The sequence below is a fragment of the Streptomyces aurantiogriseus genome, from assembly GCF_014649375.1.
Lineage (GTDB): Bacteria > Actinomycetota > Actinomycetes > Streptomycetales > Streptomycetaceae > Streptomyces > Streptomyces aurantiogriseus.
On sequence record NZ_BMSX01000027.1, the window covers coordinates 104395 to 123969 of the forward strand.

General features: G+C 68.3%; 19 protein-coding genes and 1 pseudogene. 11 read left to right on the plus strand and 9 right to left on the minus strand.

The window, feature by feature from the left end:
• Positions 1-384: 384 nt before the first annotated feature.
• From IE263_RS40195 to IE263_RS40215, 5 genes are all read right to left on the minus strand, one after another.
• A complete protein-coding gene (locus IE263_RS40195; protein ID WP_189943087.1) occupies positions 385-1497 on the minus strand; it encodes a tyrosine-type recombinase/integrase in 1113 nt (370 codons plus the stop codon).
• Between the two features lie 324 nt (positions 1498-1821).
• Positions 1822-2607, minus strand: coding sequence for an alpha-L-rhamnosidase N-terminal domain-containing protein (locus IE263_RS40200; protein ID WP_444545108.1), 786 nt, complete (start codon positions 2605-2607; stop codon positions 1822-1824).
• Positions 2608-2676: 69 nt separating this feature from the next.
• Positions 2677-3474: an extracellular solute-binding protein gene (locus IE263_RS49615; RefSeq protein WP_268256111.1), complete on the minus strand. Its 798-nt coding sequence runs from the start codon at positions 3472-3474 to the stop codon at positions 2677-2679.
• 32 nt (positions 3475-3506) lie between these two features.
• Positions 3507-4730: a carbohydrate ABC transporter permease gene (locus IE263_RS49620; protein ID WP_268256113.1), complete on the minus strand. Its 1224-nt coding sequence runs from the start codon at positions 4728-4730 to the stop codon at positions 3507-3509.
• Positions 4727-5674 (minus strand): carbohydrate ABC transporter permease, encoded by a 948-nt coding sequence (locus IE263_RS40215; protein WP_189943056.1) that lies wholly within the window; start codon positions 5672-5674, stop codon positions 4727-4729. Before IE263_RS40215 ends, IE263_RS49620 begins: the two co-directional genes overlap by 4 nt.
• Before the next feature lie 343 nt (positions 5675-6017).
• Here IE263_RS40215 and IE263_RS40220 point away from each other — a divergent pair, with 343 nt between their 5' ends.
• Positions 6018-7058 (plus strand): LacI family DNA-binding transcriptional regulator, encoded by a 1041-nt coding sequence (locus tag IE263_RS40220; RefSeq protein ID WP_189943057.1) that lies wholly within the window; start codon positions 6018-6020, stop codon positions 7056-7058.
• A gap of 40 nt (positions 7059-7098) precedes the next feature.
• Here the strand turns inward: IE263_RS40220 and IE263_RS40225 are convergent.
• Positions 7099-7530, minus strand: a pseudogene (locus IE263_RS40225) (alpha/beta hydrolase fold domain-containing protein); the annotation flags it as partial.
• On the opposite strand from IE263_RS40225, the gene IE263_RS49625 reads away from it, so the two are divergent.
• Together IE263_RS49625 and IE263_RS49630 are read left to right on the plus strand one after the other, a co-directional pair.
• The gene (locus IE263_RS49625) at positions 7466-7927 is read left to right on the plus strand and encodes a glycoside hydrolase family 3 N-terminal domain-containing protein (protein WP_268256114.1); all 462 of its coding nucleotides are present in this window, start codon (positions 7466-7468) and stop codon (positions 7925-7927) included. The pseudogene IE263_RS40225 and the gene IE263_RS49625 sit on opposite strands and share 65 nt — an antisense overlap.
• A complete protein-coding gene (locus IE263_RS49630; protein WP_268256115.1) occupies positions 7906-9621 on the plus strand; it encodes a glycoside hydrolase family 3 C-terminal domain-containing protein in 1716 nt (571 codons plus the stop codon). Before IE263_RS49625 ends, IE263_RS49630 begins: the two co-directional genes overlap by 22 nt.
• Before the next feature lie 482 nt (positions 9622-10103).
• On the opposite strand, the gene IE263_RS40235 is transcribed toward IE263_RS49630, so the two are convergent.
• Entirely contained in the window at positions 10104-11453 is a 1350-nt protein-coding gene (locus tag IE263_RS40235; RefSeq protein ID WP_189943088.1) for an APC family permease, read from the minus strand.
• 267 nt (positions 11454-11720) lie between these two features.
• Between IE263_RS40235 and IE263_RS40240 the strand changes: the two genes are divergently transcribed.
• From IE263_RS40240 to IE263_RS40250, 3 genes are all read left to right on the plus strand, one after another.
• Positions 11721-12848 (plus strand): PP2C family protein-serine/threonine phosphatase, encoded by a 1128-nt coding sequence (locus IE263_RS40240; RefSeq protein ID WP_189943058.1) that lies wholly within the window; start codon positions 11721-11723, stop codon positions 12846-12848.
• Positions 12849-12899: 51 nt separating this feature from the next.
• Positions 12900-13379 (plus strand): universal stress protein, encoded by a 480-nt coding sequence (locus tag IE263_RS40245; RefSeq protein WP_189943059.1) that lies wholly within the window; start codon positions 12900-12902, stop codon positions 13377-13379.
• Between the two features lie 154 nt (positions 13380-13533).
• Positions 13534-13722 carry a hypothetical protein gene (locus tag IE263_RS40250; RefSeq protein ID WP_189943060.1) on the plus strand — a complete coding sequence of 63 codons (189 nt, stop codon included), beginning with the start codon at positions 13534-13536 and terminating at the stop codon, positions 13720-13722.
• Positions 13723-13730: 8 nt separating this feature from the next.
• Here IE263_RS40250 and IE263_RS40255 read toward each other — a convergent pair whose 3' ends face one another.
• The gene (locus IE263_RS40255) at positions 13731-14264 is read right to left on the minus strand and encodes a DUF488 domain-containing protein (protein ID WP_189943061.1); all 534 of its coding nucleotides are present in this window, start codon (positions 14262-14264) and stop codon (positions 13731-13733) included.
• A 292-nt stretch (positions 14265-14556) separates the two neighbouring features.
• Between IE263_RS40255 and folE the strand changes: the two genes are divergently transcribed.
• The 5 genes from folE (at position 14557) to IE263_RS40275 (ending at position 18012) form a co-directional block, all read left to right on the plus strand.
• Positions 14557-15270, plus strand: coding sequence for a GTP cyclohydrolase I (gene folE, locus IE263_RS40260; RefSeq protein ID WP_189943062.1), 714 nt, complete (start codon positions 14557-14559; stop codon positions 15268-15270).
• On the plus strand, positions 15263-16159 hold the full coding sequence (locus IE263_RS40265; protein ID WP_189943063.1) for a RibD family protein: 897 nt from the start codon (positions 15263-15265) through the stop codon (positions 16157-16159). Before folE ends, IE263_RS40265 begins: the two co-directional genes overlap by 8 nt.
• 100 nt (positions 16160-16259) lie before the next feature.
• The gene (locus tag IE263_RS49635; protein ID WP_268256116.1) at positions 16260-16382 is read left to right on the plus strand and encodes a hypothetical protein; all 123 of its coding nucleotides are present in this window, start codon (positions 16260-16262) and stop codon (positions 16380-16382) included.
• Positions 16383-16535: 153 nt separating this feature from the next.
• Positions 16536-16967 (plus strand): NfeD family protein, encoded by a 432-nt coding sequence (locus IE263_RS40270; protein ID WP_189943064.1) that lies wholly within the window; start codon positions 16536-16538, stop codon positions 16965-16967.
• A 4-nt stretch (positions 16968-16971) separates the two neighbouring features.
• Positions 16972-18012, plus strand: coding sequence for an SPFH domain-containing protein (locus IE263_RS40275; RefSeq protein ID WP_189943065.1), 1041 nt, complete (start codon positions 16972-16974; stop codon positions 18010-18012).
• A 171-nt stretch (positions 18013-18183) separates the two neighbouring features.
• Here IE263_RS40275 and IE263_RS40280 read toward each other — a convergent pair whose 3' ends face one another.
• Positions 18184-18621, minus strand: coding sequence for a hypothetical protein (locus IE263_RS40280; protein WP_189943066.1), 438 nt, complete (start codon positions 18619-18621; stop codon positions 18184-18186).
• Positions 18622-19575: the final 954 nt, after the last annotated feature.

The window sequence follows — 19575 nt, forward strand, 5'->3', positions numbered from 1 at the left end:
GGGCTGTGCATCAGCGGTTCTCAGCGCCAGGGCAGAGCCCCGGCCTGCAGGCAACACGCACCACAAGGTCCTACGCAGCGGCCCATCAACTCGGTGCGTTCCGCAGGCGTGCCACGGCATGGTTGCGTCCGGCTTCGACCCCTTCATGGCCCGGGCGGTGGCCAACCAGGAGCGGATTCTTTCGAAGCCAGCCGCCAAGCAGCGCAGAAGGCGAAGGTCCATTCAAACAAGGACCCGGTCCGGGGAACAGCATCGATCATGATCCGGACCATGCTCGGGCCAGCGACCCCGCCAAGGTCTCGACGGGCACTATTTGCGCTGATCAGCGATGCGCTGCCGCTGTACCACCAGCAGACGGAGAATCTGCTGTCAGCCAAGCTGGGATCAAGCCGCCTCCCAAAGGCCAGCATCCAGAATGCGGGCCGCCTTGGTGATGCTCCCAGGCATCAGGTGCCGGTAGGTGCGATACGTCTCCTCGATGGACTTGTGCCCCATCCATTCCGCCACATCGGTGATCGGTATCCCCTGGCCAAGCGCGTTCGAGGCAAAGTAGTGCCGGAAGCCGTACATCCCGACACCGTCCTCCGCAGGAAGGTCCTTGAAGAGCCTCTGCACCCGCCGGCGTTCCATCGGCTCCGTGTAGTACCCACTGGGACCACGCAGCAGATAGCCCTCCTTCGTCGCCCCGTGCTTCTCCTCATAACGCTCCATCGCTTCCCGGACCGAGCGCGGCAGAGGAACCTCCCGGAAATCCCCTGCCTTGCGGTGCTTCAGCTTCGCCGGCTTGTGCGTGTTGGAGTGGATCTGCTCGTGCACCCTGTAGACGTCGTCCGCCACGATGTTGTTGATGTTCACCGCCCGGGCCTCGCCATTTCGCAATCCACAACCGGCCATCATGACGATCTCAAGCGCAAGATCCTCGTGAGCGGCAGACAGCGCCTTCTTCACGTATACGAGGGATGGGATGACCACTCTCTCGCGGACGTACTCCGGCTCCTGGACCCCTTTTACAGGATCTTCCGCCATGGCTCCCTTGTCATAAGCGTCCCGCAGGATGGCCTTGAGGGTGCGGAATATGTTCACCTGGTTGCCGCGACCGACCCCGTCCGTCTCCAGCTCGTCAAGGAAGCGCTCGACCACAATCGGCGTGACAGAGTTCAGCTTCCGCGATCCGAGCCGGGGAACGATGTGCACCTTGATCGAGCTGTCGACATGCCCGCCGGTGGAATATTCGGTCATCCTGCGCTGTCGAGGCCGCCACTGCTTCGCGTATTCCTCGACCGTCTGCTGACCGAGTTCCCGGCGGGCCTCGGCAACGGATGGCGCTGTCTTCTTTTTCTCCGCGTAGATCTGCGTCAGGCGCTCGATCGCGTCATCCTGGGTGCCGTAGCCGACCTCTTCACGCTGCCTACCCAGGGCGTCCCTGAACCGAATCGTGTACGGGTGCGGGCAACGGGTTGGCTTGGCACAGTCGCAGTCCTTGAAGAAGGACCCCATACCGCGGGCGAGCTGTCGGGGCACGAATCTAACCTTCCGGGCGGGAGCGGGGGACGACCCTGGCCGGGTCACCCCCGGCCCAGAGGTCAGCAAGGCCAGGACGCAACCACGCCCGATGCTGACCATTTGCTGACCTCAGCCCGACAATCATGCCTCTGACCTGCAAGGATGACCAAGCGTTAGATCTTGGACTTGAACATCGTACGAAACACGGAGATACTCCCGACTTGTCTGCTCCCTGCCCGCTTTTTGCAGGTCAAGGGCGGTCTCCGGAGCGTACAACGGTTCGCATGTCCGGTCAGCTGTCCCCTGGTGTTTCAGGGCTCACACTGACCCGTTGCTGATGGCCGACGACCGCACCAGCCTGCCCCGCGTCCGCGGTGAAGCGGCGGCTATGACGGGGGGCTGTTCGCGGCGGGAGTCGTAGTCGGAGCCCGCGTACCAGTCGGCGGTCGTGACCGCACCGAGCGCCGCCCGCCACGTCCGGTCGCTGACGATCGACTCGGTGGAGCCGTCCGCTCTCGTGATCTCCAGCCGGGCGATCACACGGGGCGGCGGCCCGGCGCTCGGATCCGTACTGGCGAGGGAGTTACCGGATCCTGTGACCTCGGCGGCCGCCGCGTGGGCGGCGCTCAGGGGCGGCTCGAAACCGATGCCCGTACCGTCCGGGCCCGCGGTGCCGATCGCGGTGATCGTACGGGACTCCAGCCGCTCACCGCCGTCGCCTGTGTCGATGTTGATCGTGCCGCCGACGTGGTAGCCGGTGACGCTGCTCACCTTGAGGGCGGCGGCCCCGGCGGCAGCCGGTGCGGCCAGCGTTCCCAACGCACGCGCGAAGACCGGCAGCGGATCACCGACATCCCGGCCGGGATACTCGATCCACTCGGCCGCGCCCCAGTCGCCACGCTCCAGCAGTCCCATCGCCCATGAGGCGGGACGACTCCAGTCGGTCATGTCACCGCCTGTGCTCCAGACCCTGACCTGCCACACGGTCGACCGTCGCTCGGCGGGGTCCGGCAGCGGCGGCAGGGTCGGCGGTCGCGAGGGGCAGCGCCCATCCGGCCGTCCCTGCCACGACGGTCCCGATGACTTGTCTGCGGCTCGGGTCACCGTGCGGCTGTGCGGACATACCTCACTCCTCGATGGCTGTGGAGAGGGTCGCGGTCACCCCGGCAGCGGTCACGAACCGGCCTTGTAGTCGGTGTCCATGTCGCGGAGGAGTTCGCGGGGCGTCGACTGCCCGCTGAAGATCTCCTGGAGGCCGCTGAGCATGGTCTGCTGCACCTTGGCGTTGGGCCACAGCTGATCCATGAAGGGCACCGTGCGGTCTCCCTGGATGAACGTGGAGAGTTCGGCCAGGGACGGGTCGAACTCATGGCCCGTGTCGGGAAGTGAGGGCAGACTTCCCTGCTTCTTGACGAAGAGGTTCATGCCCTCCGGCGACATCACGAAGTTCACGAACTTCAGCGCCAGGTCCTCGTTCTTCGCCTTGGCGTTCACTCCGTAGCCGGCACCCGCCGCAGCCGGGATGAGAGTCGCGGACGGGTCGTCGGTGGCCGGGAGCGCCTTGAAGGTGAACGTACCCTTCGGGTTCTTCCCCTTGAGGAGGGCGATCACCCAGTTTCCCTGGACGATGCCGAGCGTCCTGCCGGTGGCGGCGAGTTGCTGGCTGGCCTCGTAGTTGGCGCCCAGGGGGTTCTTCTGGAAGCAGCCGGTCTTCTCCATCGTCAGGTACTTGTCGACGGCGGTGGTCCACGGCGACTGCGCGAAGGTGGCCTGTCCGGCCTGCATCTTCTGGTCGAAGTCGCGGTCGGGGCCGTAGACGGTCGTGGCGACCAGCGCGTACAGCACGAGTTGGGTGACCCAGTTGTCCTGGTTGCCCAGTGCGAAGGCGGGAGTTCCCTTGGCTTTCGCGTCCCGGCAGAACGCGAGCAGTTCCGTCCAGGTCTCCGGCGGGGTGAGTCCGGCCTTCTCCATGGCCTGCTGGTTGTAGATGGCGCCGATGCCGTTCAGAGGTCACGTAGATAGCCCGGCTCGGCCAGGACGTAGGTGGCACCGGGGTTGCCGTCGCCCGGCCAGACGGACATCACGTCCGGTGCGGTGCCCGAGGACAGCTGGGTGCGGATCTGCTGCTGGTACTGGTCCGCGCCGCTGGTGGTGTAGCGGACCTTGACACCCGGATTGGCCTTCTCGAACGCCTTGACGACGTCCTCGACGGAGCCCTGGTCGATAGAGGCGAGCGTCAGGGTCTTGGATCCGCCGCCGGAGTCGCTCGCCTTCGTGCCGCCGCTGCAGGCGGCCAGGAGAGCGGCGGCTGTCACCGCCGCGACGAGAGTCATGGGTGTACGCGTCTTCATCTTGTCCCCCTCGGGGAAGTGACAGTGGGCGTGGGTGAGGGACGGGAGTCGGGTGTCATCCCGCAGCCCTCCCGCGAAGCCGTTGATGATGCTGCGCTGCAGCAGGAAGTAGACGATCAGGACGGGCAGGATGCTGATCACCAGCGCGGCGAAGATGAGGTTCCAGTCGGTGACGTACTGACCGACGAATCCGGCGATCGCGACCGGCATGGTCTGCTGGGCGCTGCCGCTGAGATACAGCAGCGGAGTGAAGAAGTCGTTCCACACGGCCACGGTGTTGAGCACCAGCGCGGTCACCGTGACGGGCTTGAGCATCGGCAGCACCACCCGCCGGAAGGCCTGCAGCGGTGTGCAGCCGTCGATCAGGGCCGCGTCCTCGAAGTCACGGGGCAGCGCGCGCAGGAAGCCGACGTACAGGAAGACGGTGAACGGCACCTGCAGCCCGGAGTAGAAGAGGACCAGCGCCCACGGGGTGCCGAGCAGACCGAGGTCGGGCAAGGTCTGGTAGAGCGGCAGTGAGGCGAGCTGGAAGGGCAGCACCAGGCCCAGCAGGACGAGCAGATACGTTCCCCGCGACCAGCGTGCCGTGACCCGGGCCAGCGGATAGGCCGCCAGGGAGGAGACGGCCAGCACGACGACGACACTGCACACCGTCACCAGCACGCTGTTGGCCAACGCGCCGCCCAGCGAACCCTGTTGCCAGGCCTGGGTGAAGTTGTCCAGGGTCGGCGAGCTGGTCGGCCGGATCGGCGAGGAGGTGTCCGAGGACGGACGTACGGCGAGGTTGACCAGGACGTACAGCGGGAAGGCCACGAACAGCGCGGCGGCGATCATGGCCAGTTCCAGGGCGAGCGTGCGAGGTCGGTAGCGGTTCATGACGCGGCCCTCTCGTTGCGGGAAAGCAGCAGGTACTGCCCCGTGGAGGCGACCGCCACGATGATGGTCAGGACCACCGCGAGGGCGATGCTGTAGCCGAACTCGCCGAGGGCGAAGGCGTCCTTGTAGATCAGCGTGGAGATCGTGTCGGTGGCGTGGCCTGGCCCTCCGCCGGTCAGCGCGTACACCTGGTCGAAGAGTTTGATCCCGCCGATGATCGACAGCATCAGGTTGATGGTCAGGGCAGGGGCCAGCAGCGGCCGGGTCACCGACCAGAAGCGCCGGACCGGGCCCGCACCGTCGATCGCCGCGGCTTCGTGGACCTCCTTGGGCACCGACTGGAGCCCGGCCAGGAAGATCACCATGGAATAGCCGGCGAACTGCCACACGACGACTCCGACGACGGCCCAGAGGGCGAGGTCGGGATTGCCCAGCCAGTCCTGTTCCCAGCCGTCCAGTCCGACCGCGCCCGGCAGACTGTTCACGGCGCCGTCCGGGCCGAGCAGGTTGCGCCACAGGTAGGCGGTCACGATCGGGGTGACCACGGCCGGGGCGAACAGGAACACCCTGAGCACGTTCCGGGACTTGATGGCCGAGTTGACGCCGAGGGCCAGGACCAGTCCCACCGCGTTCTGCACGACCGTGATCGCCACGGCGATCAGCAGGGTGTGCCAGACCGCCTGCCTCGCGTCGGCATCGCGCAGCATTGCGGAGAAGTTGTCCAGGCCGACGAAGGAGAAGTCGGGGTTCAGGCCGTCCCAGTCGGTGAACGCGTAGTTCACGCCGCGGACACTCGGCACCAGCACGACGAAGGCGAACAGCAGCAGGGCCAGCAGCACGAACCACCAGGGCGGCGCGTTGCGCGCACGGCGAACACGCGTCGCCGGGGCCGGATCCGGGAGCCGGCCGCGGTCCGGAAGCCGGTCGTGTGGAGCGAGGGTCACGGGCGGACCTACTTCCTTGAAACGTTTCACACAGCCGCCGAGTCTGGAACGGTCAGCTTGATGTCATGCGCGGCGGTACCGGCTGCCGGCGGGTACCGGGGGGATGACCGGCGTCGGCCGCCCGCCGTCGGATGCGATTTTGGGTAACGTTTCCCATCGGGTGGTGCCAGACCCTAGAGAGCCTCCACCGTGACGTCAAGATGCCGCGCAAGCTGCGCGGTTGTTACGTCACCAGGGGCGGCGAAGGCTTTGACGAGGCGGCGGGACAGGAACCGCGCCTACCCTCACTGCAGAGTCCGCTCCTACACTCCCCGATAACGTTCCCCACCACGGAGGGCACCGGATGGAGCCACCAGCACCGCAGCGCCGTGTCACCATCGTCGATGTCGCACGGCACGCCCAGGTATCCACCACCGCCGTTTCGAAGGTGCTGCGCAACGCCTACGGCGCCAGCCCCGAGATGCGCACCAAGGTACGCCGGGCGATCGACGAACTGGGATACCGGCCCAACGCGGCCGCACGAGGCCTGCGCGGCCAGACGTACACCATCGGTGTGATGCTGCCCGACATCCGCAACCCGTTCTTCCCCGAGATCCTCGACGGAATCACCGGCCACCTCGCGGACACCGACTACCAGGTCTTCCTGGGGCCCGGCGGCCGCAACGACGAGCAGGCGGAAGCGCGCGTCACGGACGCCATGATCGACCGCGGGATGGACGGCATCATCCTGATCGCACCCGTGTCATCGCGCGCCCGTCTCGAACACATCGCCTCCGCCGTACCGGCCGTGGTCGTCGGCCGCCACGGGCATTCCACGGTGTACGACACCGTGACGGACGACGACGTGGCAGGCGCGGCCATGCTCGTCGGTCACCTCGTCGACCTCGGCCACAGCCGGATCGCCCACATCGAGCACCACGAATCCGACCCGACACGCATCGCTGAGATGCCCAACGCCCAGCGCGCGGAAGGCTATCGGCGTGCCATGCGGTCCCTCGGCCTCGCCGAGGAGATCGACATCGTCTCCACCAGCTACACCCAACAGGGCGGGTACGAGGGCGCCACACAACTGCTCGCCCGCCCTCGCCGGCCCACGGCCGTCTTCGCCGGCGCGGACATCGTCGCCATGGGGGTGCTGGAGGCCCTTGCCGAAGCCGGGCTGTCCGTTCCCGGTGACATCTCGGTGGCCGGCTACGACAACACGACCTTCGCCTCCTTCGGCCCGATCTCCCTCACCAGCGTCGACCAGGCGGGCCGCGAGATCGGCGGGAATGCAGCGCGCCTCCTCCTGGAGCGGATCGCCGACCGTCGGAAGGCACCGGTACAGGTCAAGCTCTCACCCACTCTGGTGCCGCGGCGGACCACCGCTCCTCCTCCCCTGTAGACCGGCGGCACCAGGGCGGCGGTGGTCGCTCTGAGTCCACCTATGCCATTTCTCCCGGGAGTCGGCGCAGCCAGCGCAGCCTGGCGGCGCGGGCATCCACGGAGAGGGCGGCTTCGGGTACCAGGCTGTCGAACCCGTGGAAGCCGCCCGGCCGCACATGCAACTCGGCAATACCGCCCGCCTGCCAGATGCGGCTCGCGTAGGCGACGTCCTCGTCGCGGAAGGTCTCCGCCGAGCCGACGTCGATGAACGCCGGGGGAAGACCGGACAGGTCGTCCGCGCGAGCGGGCGCGGCATAGGGCGGGACGTCTGCTGTGCCACGCGCTTCACCCAGCAGCGCGCTCCACCCGGTCTCGTTGGAGGTACGGTCCCACACGCCCAGGCCCGCCATCTGGTGGGCGGACGGGGTGTGGTTGCGGTCGTCGAGCATCGGGCACATCAGCATCTGGCCGATCACTCGCGCCCTCGACCTCCACGGCAGTCATCCGGCGACCTGTTTCCCGCCCGCGGTCGCGCTGGCCTCCAGCTGGGACCCGGAGTTGATCGGCCGTGTGGGCGAAGCACTGGGCCGCGAGGCGCGGGCGCTCGGTGTGGACGTCCTGCTGGGTCCCGGCGTCAATATCAAGCGCTCGCCGCTGTGCGGCCGCAACTTCGAGTACTTCTCCGAGGACCCGCTCCTCAGCGGCGTGCTGGGTACGGCGCATGTGGTCGGCGTGCAGAGCCAGGGCGTGGGCGCGTCGGTCAAGCACTTCGCGGCCAACAACCAGGAGACCGAACGGATGCGGGTCAGCGCCGACGTCGATACGCGCACCCTGCGGGAGATCTACCTCCGGCATTCGAGCGGATCGTGGTCCAGGCCCGCCCGGTGACCGTCATGTGCGCCTACAACAAGGTCAACGGCACCTACGCCGCCGAGAGCCGGTGGCTGCTCACCCAGGTGCTCCGCAAGGAATGGGGCTTCGACGGGCTGGTCGTCTCCGACTGGGGCGCCGTCGGCAACCGCGTCGCCGCGCTGCTCGCCGGCACCGACCTGGAAATGCCCGGTAGCCACCGCGACACCGACGCGGAGGTCGCCGCTGCCGTCCGCTCCGGCGAACTGGAGGAGACCGCCGTCGACACCGCCGTGGCCCGACTGCGCGGCCTGGCCGAGCGGGTCCGCTCCCGGGCCGGCCCCGTGACGGTGGACTTCGACGCGCACCACCAGCTGGCCCGCGAGGTCGCCGCCGACTCTCTGGTACTGCTGAAGAACCGCCACCAGACCCTGCCACTGGCTCCCACCGGCCGCATCGCCGTCATCGGCGAGTTCGCCACGGCCCTGCGCCACCAGGGCGGCGGCAGCTCGCACGTCAACGCCACCGGCGTCGACAGCCCGCTGGAGGAACTGCGAGCCCTGCTGCCCGAGGCCGGGGTCGACTTCGCGCAGGGTTATGACACCGCCGGGTCTGCGGACGCCGCCCAGCTGCGCGAGGAGGCCGTTGCGCTCGCGGGCCGGGCGGAGACCGCCGTACTGGTGATCGGCCTGCGCGAGGCCGACGAGTCCGAGGGATTCGATCACGAGCACATCCAACTGCCCTCCGACCAGGTGGAGTTGGTGCGGTCAGTCGCCCATGTGGCCCGGCGTACGGTCGTCGTTCTCCTCAACGGTGGCGTGGTGAGCCTGGAGGACTGGCACGACGACGTGGACGCCGTGGTGGAGGCGTGGCTGCCCGGGCAGGCGGGCGGCGGCGCGATCGCCGACGTGCTGACCGGCCGGGTCAACCCGTCTGGGCGACTCGCCGAGACCATCCCGTTCCGACTCAAGGACACCCCTTCCTTCCTGAACTTCCCCGGCGAGCAGGGCCACGTCCGCTACGGCGAGGGCGTCATGGTCGGCTACCGCTACTACGAGACCGCCGACGTCGCCGTCCGCTACCCCTTCGGCCACGGACTGAGCTACACCTCTTTCCAGCAGACCGACTTCCATGTCACGCCCACCGGCCCGGACACCGCCACGGTGAGCGTCACGGTCACCAACACCGGCGAGCGCCCCGGCAAGCACGTGGTGCAGGTCTACGTCGCCGCGCCGAAACGCCCGGCCAGCAGCCCGGCCCGGGAACTGCGCGGCTTCGCCAAGGTGGCTCTCGCCCCGGGCGAGAGCACCACCGTCGAGATCGCCCTCGACCGCCGCGCCTTCGCCTACTGGGACATCACCCGCGACGACTGGACCATCGCCGCCGGGCAGTACCAGGTGCAGCTCGCCGACAACGCCCACGACCTCGTCGCCACCGCCACCCTCGACCTGGCGGGCGACGCCCTGCCACTGCCGCCGCTCACCCTCGACTCCCCCATCAGCGAGTGGTTCGGCCACCCGACCGTCGGCCCCGCCCTGACGGCGGCACTGTCGTCCGGGCTCCCCCAGGAACAGGCCGACGCGGACGCGGAGGGAAACGCCGACGCGCTGCTCATGCTGTCATCCCTGGCGATGCGTCAGTTCGCCGGTTTCCTTCCCCGGCCTGTTCCGCATGAGGTACTGGAGCGGCTCATGAAGATGAGCGAGACATACCCGGAACCTGCCGATACCTGATCACCATGCGCCCGGTCCTGCTGACCGGCCTCACCGACCGCGGCCCGCTGTGCCCTGACCCACAGCGGGCCGCTCTTGCTTCGGCCGCCGCCGTCGCATCAGCGGACGGCGCGCCGCTCATCCCCTCCCGTTCGGGCCTTGCCCGGCAACCCCGGGGAACGCACACCCTTGCAACCGGCCACGGCCACCGCGCGGCGCGTCCGACGGCGGCGCACCCGGTGCGATGGCGACGGCGGCACCACGCCACTGCCTCTCCCGGCGCGAACGTGCCCCAGGCCGTTTCGGTTCACAGGTGCGAGACGCCACCCGTGGGGCCGTCCGGTCGAGTCACCAGCCGTACCAGATCCGCCCAGGTGGCCCGGAGGCGCTCGGTGCGGATTCCGCACTCCCGGCCCAGACAGTCCCCTGTCTCGATGGGAACACGATCCCTCGTGGCTTGGCCGGCTGCTCGTGTTCCCGCCTCACCAGGAAGACGGTGCGGCTCACACCTCGCCGCGTAGTTTCATCACCGTTTTGTTGAGCGCCCACAGCCCGATTCCGATGACCAGCAGCACTCCCGCCCTGATGTAGACGTCGGCGGGCCGGTCGGACAGCGGGCTCGCGAGGATCAGGGCGGTGATCGCGCCGAGCACCGGCAGGGGGGTCGGCGTACGGAAGTGCTTGTGCTCGACGCGGTCGCGGCGCAGGACGAGGACGGCGATGTTGACGACGGCGAAGACGCACAGGAGCAGGAAGGCCGTGGTGTCGCCGAGGCCGGCGATCTCCCCGGTCGAGACCAGTCCGATGGCGAGGAGCGAAACGAAGACGATGCCGACGACCGGGGTGCGGCGCCTGGGGAGAACGCGGCCCAGGGCGCGTGGCAGGATGCGTTCGTTCGCCATGCCGTAACAGAGGCGGGACGCCATCATGATGTTGATCAGGGCCGAGTTGGTGACCGCGAACAGGGCGATCACCGCGAACAGCTTGGGTGGGAAGTCGATTCCGCCGGCCTTGACGACCTCCAGCAGCGGGCCGCTGGAGTCCTCCAGCACGCGGTAGTCGACGAGCAGCGAGGAGACCAGGGCGACCAGGACGTAGATGGTGCCGGTGACGGCGACGCCGGTGAAGATGGCGCGCGGAAACGTACGCGCCGGATCCTTGGTCTCCTCGGCCATGTTGACCGAGTCCTCGAACCCCACGAAGGCGAAGAAGCCGAGGGCAGTCGCCCCCAGCACGCTGGTGATCAGCGCGTAGCCGGTGCCCTCCGCCTGGAACTCCCCGAGCCGGGAGGGTTCGCCGTCACCGGTCAGGACCGCCCAGGCGCCGATCGTGAGGATGACGAGCAGGCCGGTCAGCTCGACCAGGGTGAGGACCACATTGGTCTTCACGGATTCCGACACGCCCCGCAGGTTCAGGGCTGCCAGGGCGAGGATGAACAGGATCGCAACGAGGGTGGGCGGGAAGAAGCCCGTGAACTCGGCGAGGTAGTCGCCGCTGAAAGCTCGGGCCGCCGCACTGGCCGAGGACAGGCCCGAACACATGACCATGAAGGCGATGATGAAGGTGAGGAACGGAACCCGGAACGCCTTCTGGGTGTAGAGCGCGGCGCCGGCCGCCTTCGGGTACTTGCCGACGAGCTCGACGTACGAGGCCGCGGTCAGGACGGCCACGACGAACCCGATGACGAACGGCAGCCACAGCGCCCCGCCGACCCTTCCGGCGACCTGACCGGTGGTGGCATAGATGCCGGTACCGAGGATGTCGCCGATCACGAACAGGACCAGCAGTCTGGGACCGATGGCGCGCCGCAGCGGGGTGTCGTCCCCTCGCCCCGGTGAAGCGGTGGCATACATTCCGGTTGTGGGCACGAAGGCTCCCCTGAGCGTTCTGCACTGAACATCGTCTTGCCTGCCCGGCAGGCCGGTGAGTGATGCCATGGCGTACTGCATTCGGAGGCACGTGCGCAGGCCCTCTGCCATCCAGAAGGCACCAACCCCGCCCGATCACCTCTGTGGGACTCGCTCCAGACCCCAGCTCCCGATTCCGACACGACCGCGCCATGCCGGCGGTTTGCCGGGACGGGTGGACTGCGGGAGCCTGGACATGTGATTCGCGGGCGTGTGTCCTTCCGTGCGCCCGACGCGCCGCAGAGGCCGCGGACGGAACGCGGGGTCGAGTCGCTTCCTGGAAGCGCCGTCAGGGCTCCGACGGCCTACGTCGTCGCGCTGACCGTCCCGATTGTGCTGCTGGAGCTGGCCATCGACGACCGCACAGTGCGGCTCGCTCCCCTCCTGATCCTGCTGCCGGCTTTCCCTGCCGCAATCGGGACCGTGCGGCAGACGGCCTACGCAGCCGGCTGGGTGCTGATCGTCCTCACTGGAGTGCTGCTCTACCGCCCCCTCGCCTCCTGGGGCAACTTCGTGATCATCATGGTGGTGGCCGCGGTCCTCGGCGTGTTCTGCGTTCTGACCTGTCACGTGCGGATCCGGCGCGAGCAGGATCTGCGTCGGGTCCGGTCCACGGCTGTCGCCCTCCAGCGTCAGATGCTGCGCCCTCTGCCCGTCCTGACCGATCAGGTGATCGTCGACGGCGTGTACCTGCCGGTGGAGGAGGATCGGCTGGTGGGGGGAGACATCTACGAGGCGGTGGCTTCGCCGTACGGGACACGGCTGCTTTTCGGCGATGTCCAGGGCAAGGGCCTGCCCGCGATCGGAGCCGCTTTCGCCGCGCTCGGAGCGTTCCGCGAGGCCGCCCTGCGCGAGCCGACGCTCACCGCGCTCGTGGAGGGCCTGGAGAGGGCCGTCGTTCGGCACAACGCCTTCGCGCAGCAGACCGGCGAGCCCGAGCGCTTCGTCACCGCTCTCGTCCTGGGCATCGACACCTCGGCGGAGACGCAGGCCGTCAACTGCGGCCATCCTCCGCCCTACTTGTTGCATGCCGGACCGGTGGCCCCCGTTCCGCTGGGTGAGCCGGGTGTGCCCCTCGGCCTTGCCGACCTCGCTTCGAGACCCCGGACCGTCGCCTGGTTCCCCTTCCCGACCGGCGCCACCCTTCTTGCCTGCAGTGACGGCGTCACCGAGGCCCGCAACACCACGGGTGCCTTCTATCCCCTCGAAGAGCGCCTGAAGCTCTTGGCGGACGGCTCCCCCTGGGAACTCGCCGGCAGCCTGGCCGACGACCTCAGCCGCCACACCGCAGGCGAACAGCGCGACGACATCACCGCACTCCTGGTCCGCAGGGTCGCCTGAACAGGCGTAGCCCACACGGGCAGCGCACGACACGACTTGGAGGCATCCGCAATGACGAACGCCGCCCCTCCCGCACCGATCGTGGTCGGCACCGACGGCTCTCCCGCCTCCGGGCCGGCCGTACGCTTCGCCCTTCAGGAGTCGCAACTGCGCCGGACCAGCCTTCGCGCCGTGTGCGCGTACGACTTCACCACCAGGTACAGCGGCTTGGCGTGGCCTGCCGCCTCGGGATTCCACGATCTGGAAACGCAGCTGCGCGACGTCACCTGGGAAGCGGTGACCAGGACCCTGCAGGAGGCCAGAGAGCAGGTCGGCGGCGCGCCGGTAGAAGTAGAGGTCAGGGTCGAACCGGGCCGCCCGTCGCAGGTCCTGCTGGACGCAAGCGATGACGCCTGTCTCCTGGTGGTCGGCAGCCGGGGCTCAGGCGCATGGGGGCGCCTCATGCTGGGCTCCACGAGCACCGAGGTCGTGCACCACGCCCAGATCCCGGTCGTCGTCGTGCCGGTCGGGCGGCCGGGCCAGGGACAGTGACATGGCGCTGGTTGCGGCGGCGCGGCCCGGGACAGAAGCCTGGCACATGACCTCACCGTTCATGGACACCCTCCACGTCAGCACGTTCGGGCGGAATCCTCAGGACGGTGACCGGCGGCCTGCGCTCCGCCGCGAGGCGGGAAGGAGAAAGGCTGTGAGCGACCCGTTGACTGCGCCCAGTGACCGCGGCGTTTCGATCTGGCTGAACGTCGACGTCCGGGACGTCACCGACCCGATCCGCGCCCTGGTGGCCTCCGGCCAGGCAGTCGGCGCACGGAAGCTCGCCGACCCCGACGTACCCCTGGACCGCCTTCTCGTCGAGCACCACGCCGAGACCGGGTGACAGCCACATCACCGGGTGTCGCGGTCGTAGACGATCAGGCCGTCGTCGCGCACTCGGGCCCCGGACGTCGGCCTGTGCTCACTGAGCCGCCCGTCGTGTGCGAGGTGCAGCACCGGGACACGCCGGGCGAGTACGGCGAAGTCCGCGATGATCCGCCGGTGACAGCGCCACCACAAAGCCTCACTGCACATGACCGCAGTACGCACCATCGCTACCTGCGCCAGCAGCTCGTCCATCGCGGCGAGGAAGTCAGCGCTTCTCGTATGTCCGGCGTAACCCCGGAAGGAGACGTTCTCCCAGAACATGTCCGGCGAGTCCGGCGCGGCTTTGCGGAAGCCGCCGAGTCTCTTCTCCCACCGGTATGCGATCCCTTGTTCCGGCATCCACTCCCGGAGCAGCTCCTTGCTCACATCGGGGTTCCGCCGGCTTCCCGGGGCGGTGCGCACATCGACGACCGCCTGCACCCCGGCGCCGTGCAGGAGGGTGGCCAACCGCTCACGGCTCGCGGTGCTGTGCCCGAACGTCAGCAGCGGTGCGGTCATGTTCCGGCCCTCATGGTGCGTACCAACAGCGCGCCCCCGGCTGCGAACCCTTCGGTAGGGGCCGGCGCCCCGCCCAGTGGCGCGCGGGTGGCCCGCGGATTGCGACGGATCGATCTGCTGGCTTGATGAGCTGCGGCAACGGGGTATCCACACTGCGCTCCTCACTCAGCCTCCCGCAAGGTCACCATCGCAGCGGGAGGCCCGGTGAGCTCGCACGGCACTCACGCGCAGAGCGGTCGATAATGGAAGCGATCGACTTCGGCGAGACGTGCGTCAGGTCATGGGACTGCATATGAACGATCACCCCGTGCAGATGAACGGTCCCCCGCCCGTCGTAGGGCTGGTCGGCGAGAGACTGGTACCCGTCACGGACGAGGTCGAGTGGGCGGCCGTGTCTCCGCGGCAGATCACCCCCGAGGAGTGGCAGCGGTTCGAGGGCTACCTCAAGGAGGTCTTCGAGGCGCTCGGCCTGGCGGTGGGATCAGCGGCCACGGCGGACACCCCCCGCCGCTTCCTTCGCGCCCTCTTCGACGCCACCAGCGGGTACGAAGGCGACGAGAAGTTGGTCACCGCCTTCGAGACCGAGTGCCATGGCGGTTCGGACTGCCGGATCAGCCAGATCGTCGAAGGACCGATCCCGTTCTTCGCCCTCTGTGAGCACCACGCTCTGCCGTTCTTCGGCACGGCGTACATCGGCTACATCGCACACGAGCACATTCTCGGCCTGTCGAAGCTGACCAGACTGGTGCGGCTGTTCGCCCGCCGCTTCTCGGTGCAGGAGCGCATCGGCCACCAGCTCGCCGAATCGTTGCAGCAGATCCTGCTGCCACACGGCGTCGCGGTCCACCTGGAAGCGGTACATCTGTGCACCCAGATGCGCGGCGTACGGGAGATCGAGTCCAGCACCCGTACCACCCACTGGCGGGGCACCTACGACGAGGACCCGCAACTGCGCGGCGAATTCCTCACGCTGTGCGGGCAGCGGGGCCCGGCCGGACATGGCTGACGACAGCGCCGCGCACACCGTCGGCCCCACACGGACAAGCTCGCCGGAGCCCCTGGAGGTCCTGTACGAGAAGGCCGGGCAGCCCCGCTTCGGTCTCCCCCCGGCGCTCGCCACGGCCTACGGCGGCGATCTGGGCTTCACCCCACCGTGCGTGTACGCGAACTTCGTCACCTCCATCGACGGAGTGGTGGCCCTCGGTCCCGAACACCCCTCCTCCGGCTCGGCGATCAGCGGGCGCGAACCGGCAGACCGATTCGTCATGGGACTGCTGCGCGCCTGCGCCGACGCCGTCCTCATCGGAGCCGGCACACTCAGAGCCACCCCCCGCCACCGGTGGACACCCGACTACGTCTGTCCACACGCCGCCCCCGGCTTCGCCGAGCTACGACGCAACCTGCGCCGCGCCACCCAACCGGAACTGGTCGTCGTCACCGCGAGCGGCGACCTGCCCACTCAGCACCCAGCCCTGCAATCAGGCGCGCTCGTGACCACCACACCGGACGGCGCCCGTCGACTGGAAGGACGCCTGCCGGCCGCATGCACGGTACTCACCACCGGCGAAGGACCGACCGTTCGCCTGGCCGACGTACTCGCGGCCCTCCACGCTCACGGACACACCGCGGTACTCACCGAAGGCGGGCCACACCTCATCGGCAGCCTGCTCAGTGAGGACCTGCTGGACGAACTGTTCCTCACCACATCCCCGGTACTCGCCGGCCGTGCCGACACCCCCCGACCCGGGCTGATCGCCGGGCTCGACCTGATGCCGAACCAACCGGCATGGATGGATCTGACCAGCGTCCGGCGACGGGGTTCGTATCTGTTCCTCCGCTACCGCCTTCGTTCCCCGCGCACGCGCGTCAGCCCGCAAGCAGGGTCGGCCGGTTGAGCTGCGCACCGACATCATGCAGCGAACAGCCACGAGCGGTGGGCGGGCACCCGTTTTCGAAACCGACGTTCCGGCTCGGTGATCCCGGGGAGGAGGAACTGTGGCGCATTTCGACGACAGGCTGCTCAAGGGTCTCGAAGAGCAGCTGGAGAACTGGGAACGTGCGCATCCGCTTGAAAGTGCCGATCCGATTCTCGGGACGGTAAATTTGCATAAGGGGTGATGCGGTCACCCTGGGGAGCGTTGCGCCAGTACAGCTCGGCTCGTTCAAGCGGGACTGTCGTTTTCTCCGTGATATGCGGCTGCCCCCGTATCGGCGGCCAAGGGGCGATCGTGCCGCTGTTCCCGCACCCGTACCGGCCAGAAGAGGCACGCAATGGATCTTTGGCTGATCTGGTTGATCACCGCAGCTGTGCTGGCAGTGGCGGAGATCTTCACTCTCACTGCTGCACTCGGAATGCTGAGTGCAGCCGCGTTGGTCACGGCAGGATTCGCTGCGGTCGGACTGCCGCTGCCTCTCCAATTCGTGGTGTTCACCATCGTCGCTGTAGCCAGCGTGGTGTTCCTGCGCCCCATTGCGGTGCGACACCTGCTCCATCCCCAAGCGGAGCGGTTCGGCATAGATGCACTGGTCGGCAGGGCTGCCTATGCCGTTTCGGAGGTGACGGGCCGGGGTGGCAGGGTCCGCATCGACGGTGAGGAATGGACGGCCCGCGCCTACGACGAGACGCTGGTGATTCCTCCCGGAACGACCGTCGACGTCATCGAGATCAGCGGCGCCACCGCACTCGTCTACCCCCGGGAGTGAAACCATGAATGCGTTCCTCATCGCCGGCCTGATCGTCGCGCTCATCGCGGTTTTCACCGTGATACGGGCGGTCCGTATCGTGCCCCAAGCCCGTGCTCGTAACGTCGAGCGACTCGGCCGCTACCACCGGACACTGAAACCCGGCCTCAACCTCGTCATCCCCTACATTGACCGCGTGTATCCGGTGATCGACCTGCGGGAACAGGTCGTCTCCTTCAAACCGCAACCGGTCATCACCGAGGACAACCTGGTCGTCGAGATCGACACCGTCCTGTACTTCCAGGTCACCGACCCACGAGCGGCCTTCTACGAGATCGCCGATTTCCTCCAGGCGGTCGAGCAGCTCACCGTCACCACTTTGCGGAACGTCGTGGGGTCCATGGACCTGGAAAAGACTCTCACCTCCCGCGACACCATCAACAGCCAGCTCCGGGGCGTGCTGGACGAGGCCACCGGCAAGTGGGGGCTGAGGGTCAACCGGGTGGAGATCAAGGCGATCGACCCCCCGCAGTCCATCAAGGACGCGATGCAGAAGCAGATGCGAGCCGAGCGGGACAAGCGGGCCGTGATTCTCGGGGCCGAAGGACAACGCCAGTCGCAGATTCTCACCGCTGAAGGCGACAAGCAGGCTGCTGTCCTTCGCGCGGAGGGCAACCGTAGCGCTGCGATCCTGCAGGCCGAGGGCCAGTCCCGGGCCATCGACGAGGTGTTCCAGGCCGTGCACCGTAACGACCCCGATCCCAAGCTGCTCGCCTACCAGTACCTCCAGATGCTGCCCCAACTCGCGCAAGGCCCGGGCAGCACTTTCTGGGTGATCCCCAGCGAGGTCACCTCCGCACTCCAGGGCGTGTCCCGCGCCTTCAGCGAGGTGCTTCCCCAGTCACCGGCCACCCGCGAGAGGCCCTCGGACGACAGGGCTTCCGAGGCCGCCAACGACGCGGCGCAGGCCGCTGAAGCCGCGGCCGAGGCCGTCGCCGACGCAGCCAAGGCCGAGGGCGTCAGCTCCGGCGCCCTCCCGGGCCGCCTCCTCTCCGACGGCGGATGACGAACCCGAACAACGCCCCGGCCGGCGAGACGGTCGAGATCGTCGGCCTGAACGAACACGGCGCCCGCATCCGCACGACGCTCAGCGGCGAACCCGCCTGGAGCCACTGACTGACGTACGCGCAACCGAGGGCCGCGGGAGGCACCACTCACGCCAGGGTCCACACACCAGTCAGGAGTCGCGCGGCCCATCGCCTGGCTCTGCCGCCACGACTCCCCCGCTGATACGGCGGTAGGCGGCGCGGGCGTGGACCAGGCGGGCCAGCGCCGTACCGACGAGGGCCGCTGCGAGCAGGCAGGCGAGCCAGAAGGTGTCGCGGTGCCCGGCCCAAGTGAGGGTGCCCGCGGGCGGGATGGCGAAGCCGTTGAGGAACAGCCAGCACAGCACCGCCGTGCCGGGAGCGGCGGTGAAGCGCGCGCACAGGCCCAGCAGGGCGGCCAGCAGGGACAGCGCAGTCAGGGCGAGTTCGGGCTGGTCGGTGCCTACGAGGGCGTTGAGGAGTGCCACGAGCACCAGGGCACCGCTGAAGGCCGCGACCCACACCAGCGGGGTGGCGACCGGCCGGGGGACGGGCCGTGCCCCGGTACTGAGAGACACCCACTCGAACATGCTGGCGTTTCCTTCCGGTCCTTCCGGGCGCCGACGGCGAGAGGTGCATCGGCCGTGCCCCGTGGCCTCAGCCTGCGGACCATGGACGGGGATTGTCCCACCCGGCCCTCGACCGCACTTCCGTGGCCCATTCCGTTTCCGCACCTTACAGAGAGCCGCGCGTTCGGGCAGCTCTCCCCGGGTGCTCCAGGACTCGCGCTGACCGAATTCCGTCTCTTCTGACGGTGCATCAAGCCACTCCCATGGAGCGCTCGGAGTCGTCGCCGGCGCCGGGCTGCCGCCCCACCAGGAACGGCCGACGCCGGACCACGCAACGGGCCCGCGAGACGTTCGTGAGCATCGCCCCAGCCAGGCGCTCGACCGACACGCATTCGCCGGCGGGGACGGGGCGGGGAGTGAATCGGTGGCGAAAGTTCGGCAAAATCGCGGTACTCTCCGTCGACATCGCGCCATGGCCGGGAGTGAACCCCGCCGACCGCCCGAAAAGCCGGACATAAGCGCGTACGTCGAGGCCTGGACGACGCCCGCCGGGCAGTCGGGCGTTCGAACATCGAAAAGTCGTGGTGGCTTACCGCGCTCTGCTTGAACCTCAAACCCCGATGCGGTGTAGTGGGGGAGATCGATTTGAGCCTGAAGCAACGGGGAAGCAAGGCCGTCGTCGCCGCGACGTATGACGTCGAGGGCCGAGGCCGTGCGAGGCCTCATGGTTGGAAAATCGGGGGATTTCTCTTGGGTGTGTCTGCGCAGCCACCATCGTGCCGAATCTGTCGCACTTCTGAGGTCGGGCCGCCCGGCACGACATAGCGGCTTGGACGCCGGCCGTCACTGCCATCGGTCGATCCGGGGCACGGACGGCTCGCGCACGGAATGCGCGCATGGACTTTCGGCCACGTCAACGCGTTGATTTCTGTGAGGGGCTGCACCGTCATGCGGTTCTCCGCGGGGCGCTGCGCA

What these genes read in the sequence shown, in the direction of transcription:
- IE263_RS49615 (WP_268256111.1), bottom strand. Translation starts at nt 3,474, where the DNA reads ATGGAGAAGGCCGGACTCACCCCGCCGGAGACCTGGACGGAACTGCTC.
- IE263_RS40270 (WP_189943064.1), top strand. Translation starts at nt 16,536, where the DNA reads ATGGATCTTTGGCTGATCTGGTTGATCACCGCAGCTGTGCTGGCAGTG.
- IE263_RS40275 (WP_189943065.1), top strand. Translation starts at nt 16,972, where the DNA reads ATGAATGCGTTCCTCATCGCCGGCCTGATCGTCGCGCTCATCGCGGTT.
- IE263_RS49620 (WP_268256113.1), bottom strand. Translation starts at nt 4,730, where the DNA reads ATGAACCGCTACCGACCTCGCACGCTCGCCCTGGAACTGGCCATGATC.
- IE263_RS40280 (WP_189943066.1), bottom strand. Translation starts at nt 18,621, where the DNA reads ATGTTCGAGTGGGTGTCTCTCAGTACCGGGGCACGGCCCGTCCCCCGG.
- folE (WP_189943062.1), top strand. Translation starts at nt 14,557, where the DNA reads ATGAACGATCACCCCGTGCAGATGAACGGTCCCCCGCCCGTCGTAGGG.
- IE263_RS40220 (WP_189943057.1), top strand. Translation starts at nt 6,018, where the DNA reads ATGGAGCCACCAGCACCGCAGCGCCGTGTCACCATCGTCGATGTCGCA.
- IE263_RS40265 (WP_189943063.1), top strand. Translation starts at nt 15,263, where the DNA reads ATGGCTGACGACAGCGCCGCGCACACCGTCGGCCCCACACGGACAAGC.
- IE263_RS40255 (WP_189943061.1), bottom strand. Translation starts at nt 14,264, where the DNA reads ATGACCGCACCGCTGCTGACGTTCGGGCACAGCACCGCGAGCCGTGAG.
- IE263_RS40245 (WP_189943059.1), top strand. Translation starts at nt 12,900, where the DNA reads ATGACGAACGCCGCCCCTCCCGCACCGATCGTGGTCGGCACCGACGGC.
- IE263_RS40195 (WP_189943087.1), bottom strand. Translation starts at nt 1,497, where the DNA reads ATGGGGTCCTTCTTCAAGGACTGCGACTGTGCCAAGCCAACCCGTTGC.
- IE263_RS40235 (WP_189943088.1), bottom strand. Translation starts at nt 11,453, where the DNA reads ATGTATGCCACCGCTTCACCGGGGCGAGGGGACGACACCCCGCTGCGG.